Below are 14,663 nucleotides of genomic sequence, written 5' to 3'. Positions count from 1 at the left end.
ACCGCCACTACTGGCAGACCTGCACCTCCGACGAGATGCTGACCGCCTTCATCCCCTTCCACGACTGTGACGAGGAGATGGGCACCATCACGATGATCGACGGCAGCCACCGCTGGAAGGAGACCGGCGGCGACGACTCCACCAGCCGTCACTTCGCCGACCGCGACCGGTCGGAGCTGGAGGAGATGCTGGAGGAGAACGCCGCCTTCAACAACGCAACCGTCCGCAAGGTGCCGGTGAACATCCCCAAGGGGCACATCAGCTTCCACCACTGCCGCACCTACCACGGCAGCGGCTACAACGTCAGCGACCGCCCCCGCCGCTCCATCTCCTTCCACCTCCAGGACCGCACCAACCAGTGGCGGCCCTACGAGCTGTCCAACGGCGACCTGGTCGTCTACAACAACGACGTCCTGGTCGGCAAGGACGCGAACGGCAACCCCGACTACACCGACGCGGACTTCTGCCCCGTCCTGTGGGAGGACGCCCGGTGAGTGAAGCTCCCCCCACCACCGTGCTGTCGGCGCAAGGGCTGCACGGCTCGCTCGGCGATCCGCTCATGGAGGTGATGAACTTCCTCAACGAGGTCACCTCCCGCTACCCGGAGGCGATCTCCTTCGGTCCGGGACGCCCGTACGAAGGGCTCTTCGAGGTCGAGCGGATCGGCGACTACCTGGACGCCTACCAGCGGTACCTGATCGAGGATCAGGGCCGGTCCCCGGACGAGGTCCGCACGCTGCTGTTCCAGTACGGGCGCACCAACGGGCAGATCCACGAGCTGGTGGCCCGCGCCCTGCACAACGACGAGGGCATCACGGCCGATCCGGCGTCCCTGGTGGTCACCGTGGGCTGTCAGGAGGGGATGTTCCTGGTCCTCCGTGCGCTCTTCGGCGACCCCTCGGACGTACTGCTGGTCTCCTCGCCGTGCTACGTCGGCATCACCGGGGCGGCACGGCTGCTGGACATCGAGACGGTCCACGTCCCCGAGGGCGAGCAGGGGTGCGATCCGGACGTCCTGCGGCGCACGGTCGCCGAGCTGCGCGCCGCCGGGAAGCGGCCGCGGGCGTTCTACGTGGTGCCGGACTTCTCCAACCCGACAGGCACCTGTCTGCCGGTGCCCGCGCGCCGCCGGCTGCTGGAGCTGGCCGAGGAGGAGGACCTGCTCCTCCTGGAGGACAACCCGTACGGGTTCTTCACCCGTACCGGCAGCGGCCTGCCGACGCTCAAGGCACTGGACGACCGGCAGCGGGTGATCTACCTCGGATCGTTCGCCAAGACCTGCTTCCCGGGCGCCCGGGTCGGCTATGTGGTCGCCGACCAGCAGGTCGAGGCCGCGGACGGCAGCCGTACCCTGCTGGCGGACGAACTGTCCAAGATCAAGGGCATGGTGACGGTGAACACCCCGGCGCTCAGCCAGGCGGTCATCGGGGGCATGCTGCTCACCCATGACTTCCGGCTGCGGGAGGCCAACAAACCGGCCGCCGACTTCTACCAGGGGAATCTCCAGGTCCTGCTCGACCATCTCGACCGGCTGCTTCCCGAGGACCGGCGCGAGGCGGCCGGAATCAGCTGGAATTCGCCTGCGGGCGGCTTCTTCCTCACCCTGACGCTCCCGGTTCCAGCGGACAATGCACTGCTGGAAGAGTCCGCCCGCGAGCACGGAGTGATCTGGACACCGATGAGCTACTTCTACCCCGAAGGTGACGGCGGTCGTCACCAACTGCGTCTCTCCCTCAGCTATCTGACGCCTGATCAGGTCGCCGAGGGCGCCCGTCGACTGGTCGGGCTGCTGGAACGGAGCTGCGGATGAACGCCGTTCTGTACGTCGTGACGGTGCTGATCTGGGGCTCCACCTGGCTGGCCATCAAGGGCCAGTTGGGCGACGTGCACCCGACGGCATCGATCGCGTACCGCTTCGCGCTGGCCGCCGTGATCCTGCTGGCGTGGGCACGGTTGCGCGGACTGCCGCTGCGCTACCCGCTGCGGGTGCACGGCCAGTTCGTCCTCATGGGCGGGCTGATGTTCTCCACCAACTTCGTCTGCTTCTACTTCGCCGAGCAGTATCTGACCACCGGACTGGTCTCGATCATCTTCGCGATGTCGCTGCTGGTGAACATGGTCTTCGCCCGCGTCTTCTTCCGACGCACGATCACCGCGAAGATGCTGGTCGGTGGAGGCATCGGGCTGCTGGGGATCGTGGCGGTGTTCTGGCCGGAGTTCCAGAACTTCGGCCTCTCCTCCGGATCGGGCCAGGGCATCGTGCTGTCGGCCATCGGCACCCTGGTCTTCTGCCTGGGCAACGTGGTCTCCGGCAAGACCCAGGCGGCGGGCATCCCGGTGGTGCAGGGCACGGGGTACGCCATGGCGTACGGCGCGCTGCTGATGGCCCCGTTCGCCGCGTTCTACGGAGGCGGCGCGCTGTTCCAGCCCACCCTCAAGTACACCGGCTCACTGGTCTACCTCGCCGTCTTCGGGTCGGTGGTGGGCTTCGGTGCCTACCTCACCCTGCTCGGCAGGATCGGCGGTGAGCGTGCCGCGTACGCGATGGTGCTCTTCCCGATCGTGGCGCTGCTGCTGTCCACGGTCTTCGAGGAGTTCACCTGGACGGCGCGGGACCTGGCCGGCGTCGCACTGATCCTGCTGGGCAATGCGGTGATGCTGGCCAACCCGGCGCTGCTCCGGCGGCTGACCGGCAGAGCGGACCCGGCAGAACGGACGGCTCCCGCCACGGCGGACCGCTGACACCGACCGAACGACCGTCACCGGCCCGCCCGTCCGCCGCCACGGCCGGGCCGGGGCGGGTGCACCCGCCCGCCTTCGCCGCCCCCCATCCCACGGCCAAGGAGCGCCACCTTGCATACCGCCGCAGTCGTCGGCACCGGTCTCATCGGTACCTCCATCGCCCTGGCACTGACCGGCCGGGGAGTGCGCACGCATCTGATCGACCGCGATCCGGACAGCGTTCGGATCGCGGTGGCGCGGGGCGCCGGGACCGCCGAACCACCGTCCGAACCGGTGGACATCGCGGTCATCGCCGTCCCTCCCTCCCACACCTCCAGGACCCTCGCCGACCACCAGAAGGCCGAACTGGCCCGGGTCTACACCGACGTGGCGAGCGTCAAGGCGCTGCCGCACGCCGAGTGCCTGGCCCTCGGCTGCGACACCACGACCCTGGTGGGCGGGCACCCGATGGCCGGCCGGGAGCGCTCCGGACCGCTCGCGGCCCGCGCCGACCTCTTCCAGGACCACCACTGGGTGCTCACCCCCACCCCGGAGACCAGCGAGTTCGCGCTCAACCGGGCCCTGGAACTGGTCTCGCTGTGCGGCGCCGTGCCGGTGCTGCTGGAACCGGCGGACCACGACCGGGCCGTGGCGCTCGTCTCCCACCTCCCCCATCTGATGGCGACGCTCACCGCCGCCCGGCTGCTGGAGGGCGACGAGCACGCGGTACGGCTGGCCGGTCGCGGGATGCGGGACGTCACCCGGGTCGCGTCCGGCGATGCCGGGCTGTGGACCGACATCCTCGCCGCCAATGCCGCCGCCCTCGGCCCGCTGCTCGCCGCGCTCAGCGTGGACCTGGCGACCGCCGCGGACGCACTGGCCCGGCTGGCCACGGACGATCCGGAGCCGCAGGGCGACGCCTTGGCGGAGCTGACCGGGATACTGCGCCGCGGCGTCGACGGCCGGGCCCGCATCGTGCCCCCGTACGGCGGCACGGCGGAGAGACCTGCCACGGTGCTCTCGGTCGCCGTCGGCGACCGGAACCGGCCGCTAGAGCGCCTGCTCGGGGATCTGGACGAGGCACGGCTGGATCTGGAGGGCATGGTCCTCCCGGATGCCGGGGAGGCGCCGGCCCCGGACGACTCGGTTGGACTGCTGGTGGCCCCGGACGTGGCGCGCCCTCTCACCGAAGCGCTGCGGGACCGGGGCTGGGCGGTCCGCTAGCCTCCGTTCGGTCCCGTCCATCCACCCTCGGAAGGAGAACCGACCATGCCGCACATCCTCGTCGAGTACGACGCCGCACTGCGGGACGTCCTCGATCGCCGTGGCTTCGCCCGCGCGCTGCACGCGCTGGCCGCGCAGACGGTCGACGGCATCACCGTCGAGAGCTGCAAGACCCGCTTCCGCTGTGCGGACGAGGTGGTCATCGCCCACGACGAGCCCCAACAGGCCCTGATCCACCTCGACTTCGCGATCCTGCCGGGCCGTACGACGGAGACCAAGTCCGCGCTCGGCCGGGCGGTCCTCGACCTGGTGCGCCGCCACACGGCGGCGGCGACGGGCGTGTCGGTGCACGCCTCCGTCGACGTCCGCGACCTCGATGCGGCGTACGCCAAGCATGTGACGCCGGCGGGCGAACAGCAGTGAAGATCTTCGTCTCCTCTGACATGGAAGGCACCGCCGGGGTCGTCGACTGGGAGCAGTGCCGGCCGTCCGGCTCCCAGTACGACTACTTCCGCGGGCTGCTCCAGGAAGAGGTGAACGCCGCGATCGAGGGCGCCCGGTCCGCCGGCGCCACCGCGTTCCTGGTCAACGACGCGCACTCGTCGATGGCCAACCTCCGGCCGGACGGGCTCGCGGGCCGGGCCCGCTACCTGTCCGGCCGGCACAAGCCGCTCTACATGATGCAGGGGCTCGACGGCACCTTCGACGGGGTCTTCTTCGTCTCGTACCACGGGTCGGTGGCCGGCGCCCCGTCCGCCCTCTCGCACACCTACAACCCGCGGGCGATCGCCGGGGTGTGGCTGAACGGGGTGCCGGCGGGCGAGAGCGGTGTCAACGCCCTGGTGGCACTCGGCCATGGGGTGCCGGTGGTGCTGATCACGGGTGACCGGACGACCGCGGAGGAGGTCGAGCCGTTCTGTCCCGGCATCCGCGCCGCGGTGGTCAAGACGTCGGTGTCCCGCTTCGCGGCGGACAGCCTGCACCCCGAGCAGGCGCGCGAGGTGATCCGGGAGGCGGCCCGGGAGGCGGTGCTGCGCCTGCCGCACGCCGTCCCGCCGGCTATCGACCTGCCGGCCACGCTCACCGTACGGTTCCGCAACGCGGACCTCGCCGAGATGGCGACCTGGATCAACCGGGTCGAGGCGGTCGACGAGGTGACGGTCCGCCTCACCGACGACGATCCGATCCGGCTGTACCGGACCTTCGTCACCGTGGTGCTGCTCACCCGTGGGATCGCCGAGTGACGCCGCCCCGGTCCCGGTTGAGCAGGACGAAGACGGCGCAGGCCAGCACCGCCAGCAGTGCGCCCGACCACAGCAGCGCCGGCATTGCGTAGGCGGTGGAGAGGGCGGCCAGGGCGTACGGGGTGAACATGCCGGTGTAGGCCAGCGTCCAGAACAGCGAGGTGATGCGGGCGAGTTGGGACCGCGGGGCGAGGGCGGCGACCTCGGTGAGGCCGAAGCTCAGGGTCAGCCCGTAGCCGGCACCGAGGACCGCGGCGGCACCGAGCGCCAGCCAGGGCTGCCCATGGGCGGCGGCCGGCGCGGCCAGGGCGAACCCGGCCGCGATCACCAGCAGCCCGACGATGCCGGTGACCGTCCGGTGCCGGGTGGCCAGGCGGCGGGCCAGCGGTTGGACGGCCAGCCCGGAGCCGGGGACGACGGCGGTGGCCACCCCGGCGTAGACGGTCCGCCATCCGGCCAGGCCGCCGTCGACCAGACCGGGCAGGGTGACGAAGCCGATCGTCGGGGCCGCGAACACCCAGGGCGCGACCGGCAGCAGCGCCCGCCAGAAACGGGCCCACGGGACGGACCGGTCGGCCGCGGCGGCGGAGCCGTCGGCCGGGCGGGCGCGGGTCGGGCGGGACTCCGGCGCGCCGAGCGCCGCGGCGCCCGCGCCGACCGCCAGGACGAGGTGCGGCAGGTACGCGGTCACCATCGGGTACGGCGCCCACTGGGCGATCAGGGCGGCGACCAGCCCGCCCGAGGCGAAGCCCGCGGAGACGAACACCCCGGACCGTTTGGCGGCCGTCCCCGGCGCGGTGTCCGGGTCGTACGGCGGGGAGGACAGCTCCTTGACCCAGGCGCTACCGGCGGCCAGCAGCGCACCCGCGCCGAGTCCGGTCAGGAAGCGCCCCGGGAGCAGGCACCAGGTGGCGACCGAGCCGGCCATCAGCAGGCAGGTGGACAGCAGATTGACTCCCAGGGCGAGCAGCGCCACCGGGCGGCGGCCGTGCCGGTCGGCCAGCGGCCCGCCGGTCAGCAGCCCGGGGATCAGCCCGAGGACGTACACCGCGAACAGCCCGGTCACCGTGGACTCCGACAGGCCCGCTTCGGTGCGGTAGGCGCCCAGCAGGGCGGAGAACTGGTTGGCGCTCCAGCCGGAGGCCAGCATCGTCCAGGCGACGCGGAGGCCGTGGCGGCGGCCGGGCGGGGGCGGGGCGGTGGCGCGGACACCGGCGACCGGGCCGGCGCTCGTACGGCGCTTCACTGTGCTGCTCATGGCGGTAAGTCTCGGCGCCGTGACCCGGCCGGCGCCGCCCGCGTTCACGAATCCTGAACGCCGGTACCGTGGGGCCCGGCGCGGCCCCTTAGGGTGGCTGACATGGACCTTCGCTTGCTGTCGTCCTTCCTGGCGGTGGTCGAGGAAGGACATTTCAAACGGGCCGCCGCCCGGCTGTTCCTCTCGCCGCCCGCGGTCACCCAGCACATACGTCAGCTGGAGACCGAGCTCGGCACCCAGTTGCTGCACCGCAACCCGGTCTCCCCCACCCGTGCCGGATCCCGGCTGGCCGGCCACGCCCGCACCCTGCTGGCCGCCGCGAACGCCGCGCTGGACGACATCGCCGATGTCGTGCGGGAGCCCGAGCCCGACACCCACCGCCCACTGCGGGTCGGCATCATGGGCCACGGCTCGGCGGAGCTGACGCCCGCCGCGATCAACGCGTTCCGACGGGCCCGCCCCGAAGTCCCCGTCGAGCTGCGGCAGCTCGACTTCACCGAGCACGTCACCGCGCTCTCCGAGGACCGGGTGGACGCGGCGTTCGTCCGGCCGGCGCCGGACGACGAGCGCATCGCCGTGGACGTACTCACCACGGAGCAGCGCATCATCGCGGTCCCGGCGGCGTCCGCGCTGGCGGACGCCCGGGAGGAGGGCGTCCGCGTGGCGGACGTCATCGACCTGCCCTTCGTCCAGGTGCCCGGCCACACCCCGGCCACCTTCACCAACTACCTCTACTTCAACCACGAGGCACAGCGCCGCAGTCCGGACTGCGCGCTGACGCCGCAGGACGTGCTGACCGGCGTGGTCGCCGGACGCGCGGCCGGTTCCGGGCTGAAGTCCTTCGCCCGCTACTACGCCTGGCCCGGGGCGGTGTTCGTGCCCGTCCTGGACGCCCCGTGGGAGAGCAGCTACCTCGCCGTGCGCGCCGACGACGGCAACCCGGAGGTGAAGATCTTCCGGGCCCTCACCCTCACCCTGGCCCAGGAGATGCGGCCGCGCATCGAACGATGACCCGGGCCCGGCATCGCCACCGAGCCCGCCCCGGGCCGGTACAACATCTGCTACGTCAACGCCTTCCAGGCACAGCCCGACGCCGGCGGCACCTGGCAGCGGCACCACCCCGAGCTCCTCCTCAAGGACGCGCACGGCAAGCTCGTCGTCGACGAGGACTGGCACGAGCCGCTGCTCGACATCTCCACCGCCGCCAAGCGCACGGCGCTGCTGGACGTCGTCGGCCCGTGGATCGACGGCTGCGCCGAGGCGAGTTACGACGCCGTCGAACCCGACAACCTCGACTCCTACGAGCGCTCCCACGGACGGCTCACCGCCGCGCACGCCGCGGCGTTCGCCGAGCTGCTGGCCCGCCGCGCGCACCGGGAGCGGCTGGCCATCGCCCAGAAGAACACCACGGACCTGCTGCCGCAACGCCAGCGCATCGGCTTCGACTTCGCCGTCGTCGAGGAGTGCACCCGCTACCAGGAGTGCGCCGACTTCGCGAAGGCCTACGACGACAGGGTCTTCGTCATCGAATACACCCGGCAGGACTTCACCGCCGCCTGCCGGGCCCGGGCCACCTCCCTCTCCCTCACCCTCCGCGACCGCGAGGTCCGGCCGGCCGGCGCCCCGGGGTACCTGGACGACCGCTGCTGAGCCGCCCGGAGGCACGCCCGCCCGGACCGGTCCGCGGCGCCGCGCTATGCCGTCTCATGACCGGCGGCGGCGCCACCGTTGATCTTCTCGATCGCCTGCCGGGCCTGCTCCTGCGGGGAGCGTGCCGGCAGGGGCGACACCGTGGTGGACGCCACGGCGGGCTGCGGGCGCTCCTGCGCCACCGTCCTGGTGGGCGGTGCGGCCGTCCTGATGCGCAGTCGGTGACTGGCCGCCTCGTCCAGGCTGACCGGGCGCTTCATCCGGGCGGCGAGTCGGCCGGCCTCCTGGCCGAGGGCGGCGACGTCCTCCCAGTGCAGGCGAACCACCAGGGACAGTTCGGCGTCGCCGTCCGGCAGGGCGTGGAGCGGAGGGGTGCCGGGGTCGGTCATGTGCGCTCCTCATGTGGTGGGCCGATGCCCGGTAGGGCACGGACATGGAGAGATACGGGAGGCCGGGCGCCGGCGTTCACCCACGGTCCGTCTTCTCGATCTCCCGGGACCAGGAGATCGGGAAGGCACCTCTAGGCTCGGACGCATGAGAAGAAATCGGCAGCCGCGACGTCTGGTCGTGGGAGAGGAGACCTGGCACTGGTCGGTGCGGCACCGGCACGCGCCTCACGCATGCAGTGAGGTCCTCTCCCTGCACCACGGGGGCACGCGGACGACGCTGCGGCTGGTCTTCCGCGCCCAGCCGGGACGTATGGTCCCGGACGGGTTGCTGCACTCCGGCGGGGTGGGCGACCGGCGTGGTGGTGTGCTCAACCTCCACGAGCCGGGCGTCGTGCGGCGGTTCGTCGACGAGGTGACGGCGCGGGGGCTGGTCCCACCGGTGGCCCGTGAGGCGGAGTGGGACGGGTGGCCGCTGTACGACACGGTGGTGGGGCGGCATGACGGTGCGTGAGTCGGTGCGGCGGTACGTTGCGCCCTGTCGTTCCGCGTACCGCCGCCTCACCACAATGCCAATATGACTCCGAACACACGGTCCCCACTGACGGGTCCCTGTTGACGGATGCCTACTGACGGTCCCCTCGCGCCGGGCCCGTTTCCCTTGGGCCCGCTCTCCTACGCCACGGCGTGGAAGAGGGCCGCCGCCTCGCCGCGCGACCCCACGCCGAGCTTGGTGAGGATCTTCGCGACATGGAACTTCACGGTGGACTCGCTGATGTGCAACTCCTGCGCGATGGCCCGGTTGCGGTGCCCGAGCGCCAGCCGGGCCAGGACCTCCAGTTCCCGCTCGCCGAGGGAGATGAGCGGGTCGGGGGCGGCGTCCTGGGAGACCCGTAGGGGGATGGTGGCCGACACCGTGGTGCCCCATCCGGGTACCGCGTCGACGTCCAACCGCCCGTCGAGGACGTCGAGTCGCTCGGTGACGCGGCCGGGGGCGAGCGCGGCGTGGGTGAGGGTGCCGGGCCCGTCGTCCCGTACGGTCGCGCGCAGTTCGTCGTCGGTGAGCTGCCAGCCGATGTGCACCCGGCTGACCGTCTCCTGCTCCAGCACCTTCAACAACAGGGCCCGGACGATCACCCGCGCGGTGTGCGCCACGTCGGCGGCCACCGTCCGGGTGGAGTCCGGCGCGCCCAGCTCCAGCCGTACGGGGCTGTAGCGGACCAGCGGCCGCAGCGAATCGGCGAGCCGGGCGAAGGCCTGGCCGGCCGGCTCCTCGGCGATCTCCTGGTCCCGTTCCGCCTCCGCGCGCAGGTCCACCAGCGCCGAGACCGCCAGGTCGGTGGCGGTGGCGCGGGCCGCCGCGTCGTCCAGGGTGCGGCTGCGCAGCACGCCCAACAGCCCGGTGAGCACGGACGAGTAGGCCTCGCCCAGCTCCGCGATCACACGGGCCCGGGTGCCGGCGGCGGTGCGCGAGCGGGCCAGCGCGCCGGGCAGGGCCTCCACCGCCATCCGGTCCAAGTGGCTGGTCACCACGTCCCACAGGGCCTGTACGCAGGCGAGGGCGGCGTCGTCGACGGGCGGCGGGGTGGTGGTGGCGGTGGCCCGGGCCGCGCCCGAGCCCGGGCTTCCGTCCTCCGTGGCGCGGCCCGCGCCGTCCCCGTCCCGCACCAGCAGCAGGACGGCGCCACGGGGCGTGGCATGGCTGGTGACGGCGAGTACGGGTCGTTCCGCGCCGGCGAGGGTGAGGGTGCCCTGCCACGGCCGGCCGGGGACGCCCGAGGCGAGCAGCGGCGCCAGGTCGGCGGTGGAGATCCGGCCGGTGATCTCCGGATCACCGGCCGTCTTGAACGGTGAGTGGGCACAGTGCGTGGAGAGTTCGGCCGCCGCCCGGTGCGGGACCAGTTCGGCCAGGACGGCGGAGAGCCGCGGCAGGATCTCGCCCAGTGGCTGGCGGATCACCTCGTGGGCGGCGGTCAGGGCGGTCACGGCTCCGGGTGCGGTCAACTCCATGTGCCTCAGCGTAGTCAGCGGCGCGCGGGCCGGCGCTGGCCTTTCGGCCAGGCCGGACTGTTCGAATGGCTGGCGGTCGGTCGCCCCAACAGGGATCAGGCTTGGGGTCGTCAGCCCATCAATCCGACCCGTTGCAGGCGTACGGCTCAGCCCCGCCTGCTCGGGTGCTCAACGGGGAGTTGCACAATGCGAGCGATCATCTACCACACGTTCGGCGGCGCCGAGGTGCTCACGTTCGGGGAGACCGACAAGCCGGAGCCCGGGCCGGGCGACGTACGGGTGAAGGTGGTGACGGTCGGCGTCAACCCGCTGGACTACAAGCGGCGTTACGGGTGGGTCGAGCAGTACTACCCGACGACCTTCCCCGCCGTGCCGGGCCTGGAGTTCGCCGGGGTCGTCGACGCGCTCGGCGAGGGCGTCACCGGGGTGGCCGTCGGCGACGAGGTGTTCGGCTGGACCAGGACCGGTGCGTACGCCGAGTACGCCATCGCCGGGGACATCGTGCCCAAGCCGGCCGAGTTGTCCTTCGCGACCGCGGCGGCCCTGCCGGTCGCCGGTGAGACCGCGCAACGCGTCCTCGACGAGCTGGGGCTGCGGAAGGGCGAGACGCTGCTGTTGCACGGCGCCGCGGGCGCGGTCGGCCAGGTGGCCGTGCAGCTCGCGGTGGCCCTGGGCGCGACGGTCATCGGTACCGCGTCCCCGGCCAACCACGACTTCCTCCGTGCGCTGGGCGCCGTGCCGGTGGCGTACGGGGAGGGCCTGGCCGACCGGGTCCGGGCGGCCGCTCCGCAGGGCGTGGACGCGGTGTTCGACGCCGCCGGGCACGATGCGCTGCCGGTCTCGATCGCGCTGCGCGGCGGCACGACGGACCGCATCGTCACCATCGCCGACCCGAACGCCGCCGACCACGGTGTGCCGTTCTCCGCGGGCGGTACGCCGCCGGAGCAGGCCCGGGCATGGCTGGCCGAGCACGCCCGGCTCGCCGTCGAGGGGCGGCTGACCGTGCCCGTCGTGGAGGCCTTCCCGCTCGCGGACGCCGCCCGGGCCCAGGAGCTGAGCGAGGCCGGCCATGTGCGCGGCAAGCTCGTCATCGAGGTCTGAAGCGAGGTCCGCGTCGAGGTCCGGGCGTCGCTCGGGCCTGCGGTGGGCCGGTGACCGGCCCGGGGCGTCGGCTACGGTGGCGCCCCCGGCCGGAGCAGGTCCGAGCACGGAGTACGGGGAGGCGGCGGACGTGGCGGAGCTACGTGCGGTGGACGGTGTCTGGGCGTCGGCCCGATCGGTCGAGGTGCGCGCCGTCAGCGCGGGAGCGGACGGCGCCGAGCGGTCGATGATGGTGGGTGACGCCGGAGAGATCGCCGACCTGGCCCGCCTTCTGGAGGTCCACCCGACGTCCCCAGGCTTCGTCTGCATGTGTTGCGGCGACGTCACGTTCACCGTGCGCGGGGAGCGGGGCAAGGTCCTCGGCGTGCTGACGCTGTATCTGAGCAGCGGGCTGGAGTGGTGCGGGTGGGACGGCCAGCACGAGCTGGTGCACCCGGAGGAGCTGGGCAGGTGGTTGGCGGAGCGGCGGATCATGGCTGCGTAGGCATCCGGACGACTCCCCCGGTCGGGCCAGCCGTTGCGGCCCTGCCTTGTGTCCCCAAGGGCCGAGGGGTGCTTTTCGGGGGCCGGCCCCGCCCCTCGCTCGTCCCGAACCAGTCCTTGCGGCACGTCACTTGCGCCCCTTCCGTTGCCCGCTGCGCACCGGACCGTCTACGTTGAGCGCGTTTGAATCCGGTTCGGCCCCGCCCTGCGGTGGGATTCGGAAGGACAACCCCCCATGCTCAAACGCATTTCCATACGGACCGCGGTGACCGCGGGACTGGCCGCCGCGCTGGCCGCCGGCACGGTCGCCGCGACCACGGCGCAAGGCGCCCCGTCCACCTCCCCACAACCCCAACGCACCCAGCACGTCGAGTACTTCACCGGTCCCGACGGTCATCCGCGGCACACCACCGTGCCGGCCCCGAAGCCGCTCTCCCGGTCCGCGATGGCGGCGATCACCGCCGGGGACGGCGACGTCACCCCGATCGTGCAGAACGGCCCCGTCGGCGACAAGCTCGACGTGGTCTTCATCGGTGACGGCTACACCGCCTCCCAGCAGGAGGACTTCCACGCCGACGTCCGCACCAAGTGGGCCAAGATCTCGGCCGTCGAGCCGTACGCCTCGTACAAGGGCCTGTTCAACGTGTGGGCGGTCGACGCGGTGTCCAACGAGTCCGGCGTCTCCGGCGACCCGACCAAGGACGTGGTCCGCGACACCGCCCTGGACTCGGCCTTCTTCTGCGACGGCACCGAGCGCCTGCTCTGCGTCGACACCGGCAAGGTCGAGGCGTACGCCTCCAAGGCCCCGGCCGCGGACCTCGTCGTGGTCCTGGGGAACTCCACCAAGTACGGCGGCGCGGGCTACAACGACGTCACCTCGCAGGTCGGCTACGACGGGATCGCCACCGCCTCCTCGGACAACGACCAGTCCGACCAGATAGCGGTGCACGAGACCGGTCACTCCCTCGGCAAGCTCGCCGACGAGTACGACTACGGGCAGTCCGGTACCTACACCGGTCCCGAGCCCACCCAGGCCAACCTCACCAAGCTCTCCGCCGACCAGATGACCGCCCAGCAGCAGAAGTGGTACCGCTGGATCGGCCAGCAGTCGCCGGACGGCGGCCCGGTCGGTGCGTACGAGGGCGGCGGCTACTATCAGTACGGGCTGAACCGGCCCACCGAGAACTCGATCATGCGGACGCTCGGCCGCGAGTTCAACCTCCCCGGCCGCGAGGCGATGATCGCCGCCTTCTACCGCCATGCGCACGCGCTGAGCAGCCCGGTCCGCACCGACCGCGCGGTGCGCCGCGGGGATCGCATCCGGGTCACGCCGGCTGCCTCCGCCCAGGTGAGGTGGTACGTCGACGGACGTGAGCAGCGGGCCGCACGCGGCCGGACCACGGTCGTGCCGCGCACTCTCGGCGTCCCGGCGGACGGTCGCCGCCACACCGTCACCGCCCGCGCCACGGACCGTACGGACGCGGTGCGCGACCCGGCACTGCGCAAGCTGCTGTCCGGAAAGCTGAGCTGGCGGATCGCGCCGTGAGGCACGACCCGTCCCGGACGCCGCCGCCGGTGGCCCCGGGGCGGGTCGGTTGATCCGATGGCCCGCTCCGATGGCCCGGTCCGCCAGATTGCCCGGCGGACCGGGCCGTCGGGCGGGCCACGGTCATCGCGGACGGCGGCTATCGGGGCACCGGCCTGCTCATCCCGCACCGCCGTGAACCCGGCCAGACCGAACTGCCGGCTTGGAGAGAGGAGCACAACACCTCCCACCGCAAGGTCTGGGCCCGCGTCGAGCACGCCTTCGCCCGGATGAAGGCATGGAAGATCCTTCGTGACTGCCGTCCGAAAGGCGACGGCGTTCACACCGCCATGCTCGGCATCGCCCGGCTGCACAACCTCGCCCTCACGGGGTAACTACGGGGTAACTCCCGCCCCGTACGAGACCAGAGAGGCCCAGGGGAGGCGGCTCCCCGCCTCCCCGGCTCGGAGAATGCTCAGTCGATACAGAATTCGTTGCCCTCGATGTCCAGCATTGGGATGCACGACTCGTTTTCCTCATCGGCATACAGCGTTTGCACGTGGGTGGCGCCGAGCGCGACCAGTCGTGCGCACTCGGCTTCGAGCGTGGCGAGGCGCTCGTCCCCCACGAGCCCGGTGCCGACCCGGACGTCGAGATGCACCCGATTCTTGACGATCTTGCCTTCGGGGACGCGCTGGAAGTACAGGCGCGGGCCCACGCCTGAGGGATCACTACAGGCGAACCATGAACCCTGCTCCGCAGGAGGCAGGGTGCGGTTGAAATCGTCCCAGGTGGCGAACCCCTCCGGTGGCAGCGGTATGACATACCCCAACACCTCGCACCAGAAACGAGCGAGGCGCTCAGGTTCTGCGCAGTCAAAGGTGACTTGGAACTTCTTGATCGCTGACATCGGCGCACCATAGCAGGCGGACTCTGCCGCTCATTTCCCCAGACGGATCCGTCCGCCGGTTGCGTCCAGGGAAGTGGTGTAGGGGTTCGACCTGATCCGGGGGTTTGCTCCGGCTTCTGGCTGATGCCCGCATAGATGAACGGCCACCGGC

Annotated in this window: 15 protein-coding genes and 2 pseudogenes; 13 read left to right on the top strand and 4 right to left on the bottom strand. The window is 71.9% G+C overall.

The window, feature by feature from the left end; translation table 11 throughout:
* From AB0C96_RS42380 to AB0C96_RS42355, 6 genes are all read left to right on the top strand, one after another.
* Nucleotides 1–494, top strand: a 494-nt coding sequence (locus AB0C96_RS42380; protein WP_362925567.1) for a phytanoyl-CoA dioxygenase family protein, incomplete at its 5' end; no start/stop codon positions are given.
* Nucleotides 491–1,810, top strand: coding sequence for a PLP-dependent aminotransferase family protein (locus AB0C96_RS42375; protein WP_362925565.1), 1,320 nt, complete (start codon nucleotides 491–493; stop codon nucleotides 1,808–1,810). The genes AB0C96_RS42380 and AB0C96_RS42375, both read left to right, overlap by 4 nt.
* Nucleotides 1,807–2,742: a DMT family transporter gene (locus tag AB0C96_RS42370; RefSeq protein ID WP_362925563.1), complete on the top strand. Its 936-nt coding sequence runs from the start codon at nucleotides 1,807–1,809 to the stop codon at nucleotides 2,740–2,742. Before AB0C96_RS42375 ends, AB0C96_RS42370 begins: the two co-directional genes overlap by 4 nt.
* A 111-nt stretch (nucleotides 2,743–2,853) precedes the next feature.
* Nucleotides 2,854–3,945, top strand: coding sequence for a prephenate dehydrogenase (locus AB0C96_RS42365; protein WP_362925561.1), 1,092 nt, complete (start codon nucleotides 2,854–2,856; stop codon nucleotides 3,943–3,945).
* Nucleotides 3,946–3,990: 45 nt separating this feature from the next.
* On the top strand, nucleotides 3,991–4,368 hold the full coding sequence (locus AB0C96_RS42360) for an isomerase (protein WP_362925559.1): 378 nt from the start codon (nucleotides 3,991–3,993) through the stop codon (nucleotides 4,366–4,368).
* Nucleotides 4,365–5,189, top strand: a complete 825-nt coding sequence (locus tag AB0C96_RS42355) for a M55 family metallopeptidase (protein ID WP_362925557.1) — start codon at nucleotides 4,365–4,367, stop codon at nucleotides 5,187–5,189. Before AB0C96_RS42360 ends, AB0C96_RS42355 begins: the two co-directional genes overlap by 4 nt.
* Here AB0C96_RS42355 and AB0C96_RS42350 read toward each other — a convergent pair.
* A complete protein-coding gene (locus tag AB0C96_RS42350) occupies nucleotides 5,167–6,447 on the bottom strand; it encodes an MFS transporter (protein ID WP_362925556.1) in 1,281 nt (426 codons plus the stop codon). The genes AB0C96_RS42355 and AB0C96_RS42350 overlap by 23 nt on opposite strands.
* A 102-nt stretch (nucleotides 6,448–6,549) precedes the next feature.
* Here AB0C96_RS42350 and AB0C96_RS42345 point away from each other — a divergent pair, with 102 nt between their 5' ends.
* Together AB0C96_RS42345 and AB0C96_RS42340 are read left to right on the top strand one after the other, a co-directional pair.
* Nucleotides 6,550–7,458 (top strand): LysR family transcriptional regulator, encoded by a 909-nt coding sequence (locus AB0C96_RS42345; RefSeq protein ID WP_362925554.1) that lies wholly within the window; start codon nucleotides 6,550–6,552, stop codon nucleotides 7,456–7,458.
* Between the two features lie 21 nt (nucleotides 7,459–7,479).
* A pseudogene (locus AB0C96_RS42340) lies at nucleotides 7,480–8,097 on the top strand (endo alpha-1,4 polygalactosaminidase); the annotation flags it as partial.
* Nucleotides 8,098–8,141: 44 nt separating this feature from the next.
* Here the strand turns inward: AB0C96_RS42340 and AB0C96_RS42335 are convergent.
* A complete protein-coding gene (locus AB0C96_RS42335; RefSeq protein WP_362925552.1) occupies nucleotides 8,142–8,486 on the bottom strand; it encodes a hypothetical protein in 345 nt (114 codons plus the stop codon).
* Nucleotides 8,487–8,631: 145 nt separating this feature from the next.
* On the opposite strand from AB0C96_RS42335, the gene AB0C96_RS42330 reads away from it, so the two are divergent.
* A complete protein-coding gene (locus AB0C96_RS42330) occupies nucleotides 8,632–8,997 on the top strand; it encodes a hypothetical protein (protein WP_362925551.1) in 366 nt (121 codons plus the stop codon).
* 161 nt (nucleotides 8,998–9,158) lie between these two features.
* On the opposite strand, the gene AB0C96_RS42325 is transcribed toward AB0C96_RS42330, so the two are convergent.
* On the bottom strand, nucleotides 9,159–10,493 hold the full coding sequence (locus AB0C96_RS42325; RefSeq protein ID WP_362925549.1) for a LuxR C-terminal-related transcriptional regulator: 1,335 nt from the start codon (nucleotides 10,491–10,493) through the stop codon (nucleotides 9,159–9,161).
* A gap of 186 nt (nucleotides 10,494–10,679) precedes the next feature.
* On the opposite strand from AB0C96_RS42325, the gene AB0C96_RS42320 reads away from it, so the two are divergent.
* From AB0C96_RS42320 to AB0C96_RS42305, 4 genes and pseudogenes are all read left to right on the top strand, one after another.
* Nucleotides 10,680–11,594 carry an NADP-dependent oxidoreductase gene (locus tag AB0C96_RS42320; RefSeq protein WP_362925548.1) on the top strand — a complete coding sequence of 305 codons (915 nt, stop codon included), beginning with the start codon at nucleotides 10,680–10,682 and terminating at the stop codon, nucleotides 11,592–11,594.
* Nucleotides 11,595–11,724: 130 nt separating this feature from the next.
* Nucleotides 11,725–12,078, top strand: coding sequence for a hypothetical protein (locus AB0C96_RS42315; RefSeq protein WP_362925546.1), 354 nt, complete (start codon nucleotides 11,725–11,727; stop codon nucleotides 12,076–12,078).
* Between the two features lie 234 nt (nucleotides 12,079–12,312).
* Nucleotides 12,313–13,623 (top strand): M64 family metallopeptidase, encoded by a 1,311-nt coding sequence (locus AB0C96_RS42310; RefSeq protein ID WP_362925544.1) that lies wholly within the window; start codon nucleotides 12,313–12,315, stop codon nucleotides 13,621–13,623.
* Between the two features lie 104 nt (nucleotides 13,624–13,727).
* Nucleotides 13,728–13,997: pseudogene (locus tag AB0C96_RS42305) on the top strand (transposase); the annotation flags it as partial.
* An 80-nt stretch (nucleotides 13,998–14,077) separates the two neighbouring features.
* On the opposite strand, the gene AB0C96_RS42300 reads toward AB0C96_RS42305, so the two are convergent.
* On the bottom strand, nucleotides 14,078–14,512 hold the full coding sequence (locus AB0C96_RS42300; protein ID WP_362925542.1) for a VOC family protein: 435 nt from the start codon (nucleotides 14,510–14,512) through the stop codon (nucleotides 14,078–14,080).
* Nucleotides 14,513–14,663: the final 151 nt, after the last annotated feature.

Source organism: Streptomyces sp. NPDC048506 (assembly GCF_040651315.1).
Lineage (GTDB): Bacteria > Actinomycetota > Actinomycetes > Streptomycetales > Streptomycetaceae > Streptomyces.
The sequence above is the reverse complement of the archived record's forward strand: the minus strand, read 5'-3'. Positions and strand labels throughout refer to the sequence as shown.

What these genes read in the sequence shown, in the direction of transcription:
- AB0C96_RS42300 (WP_362925542.1), bottom strand. Translation starts at nt 14,512, where the DNA reads ATGTCAGCGATCAAGAAGTTCCAAGTCACCTTTGACTGCGCAGAACCT.
- AB0C96_RS42360 (WP_362925559.1), top strand. Translation starts at nt 3,991, where the DNA reads ATGCCGCACATCCTCGTCGAGTACGACGCCGCACTGCGGGACGTCCTC.
- AB0C96_RS42330 (WP_362925551.1), top strand. Translation starts at nt 8,632, where the DNA reads ATGAGAAGAAATCGGCAGCCGCGACGTCTGGTCGTGGGAGAGGAGACC.
- AB0C96_RS42325 (WP_362925549.1), bottom strand. Translation starts at nt 10,493, where the DNA reads ATGGAGTTGACCGCACCCGGAGCCGTGACCGCCCTGACCGCCGCCCAC.
- AB0C96_RS42350 (WP_362925556.1), bottom strand. Translation starts at nt 6,447, where the DNA reads ATGAGCAGCACAGTGAAGCGCCGTACGAGCGCCGGCCCGGTCGCCGGT.
- AB0C96_RS42345 (WP_362925554.1), top strand. Translation starts at nt 6,550, where the DNA reads ATGGACCTTCGCTTGCTGTCGTCCTTCCTGGCGGTGGTCGAGGAAGGA.
- AB0C96_RS42310 (WP_362925544.1), top strand. Translation starts at nt 12,313, where the DNA reads ATGCTCAAACGCATTTCCATACGGACCGCGGTGACCGCGGGACTGGCC.
- AB0C96_RS42320 (WP_362925548.1), top strand. Translation starts at nt 10,680, where the DNA reads ATGCGAGCGATCATCTACCACACGTTCGGCGGCGCCGAGGTGCTCACG.
- AB0C96_RS42370 (WP_362925563.1), top strand. Translation starts at nt 1,807, where the DNA reads ATGAACGCCGTTCTGTACGTCGTGACGGTGCTGATCTGGGGCTCCACC.
- AB0C96_RS42335 (WP_362925552.1), bottom strand. Translation starts at nt 8,486, where the DNA reads ATGACCGACCCCGGCACCCCTCCGCTCCACGCCCTGCCGGACGGCGAC.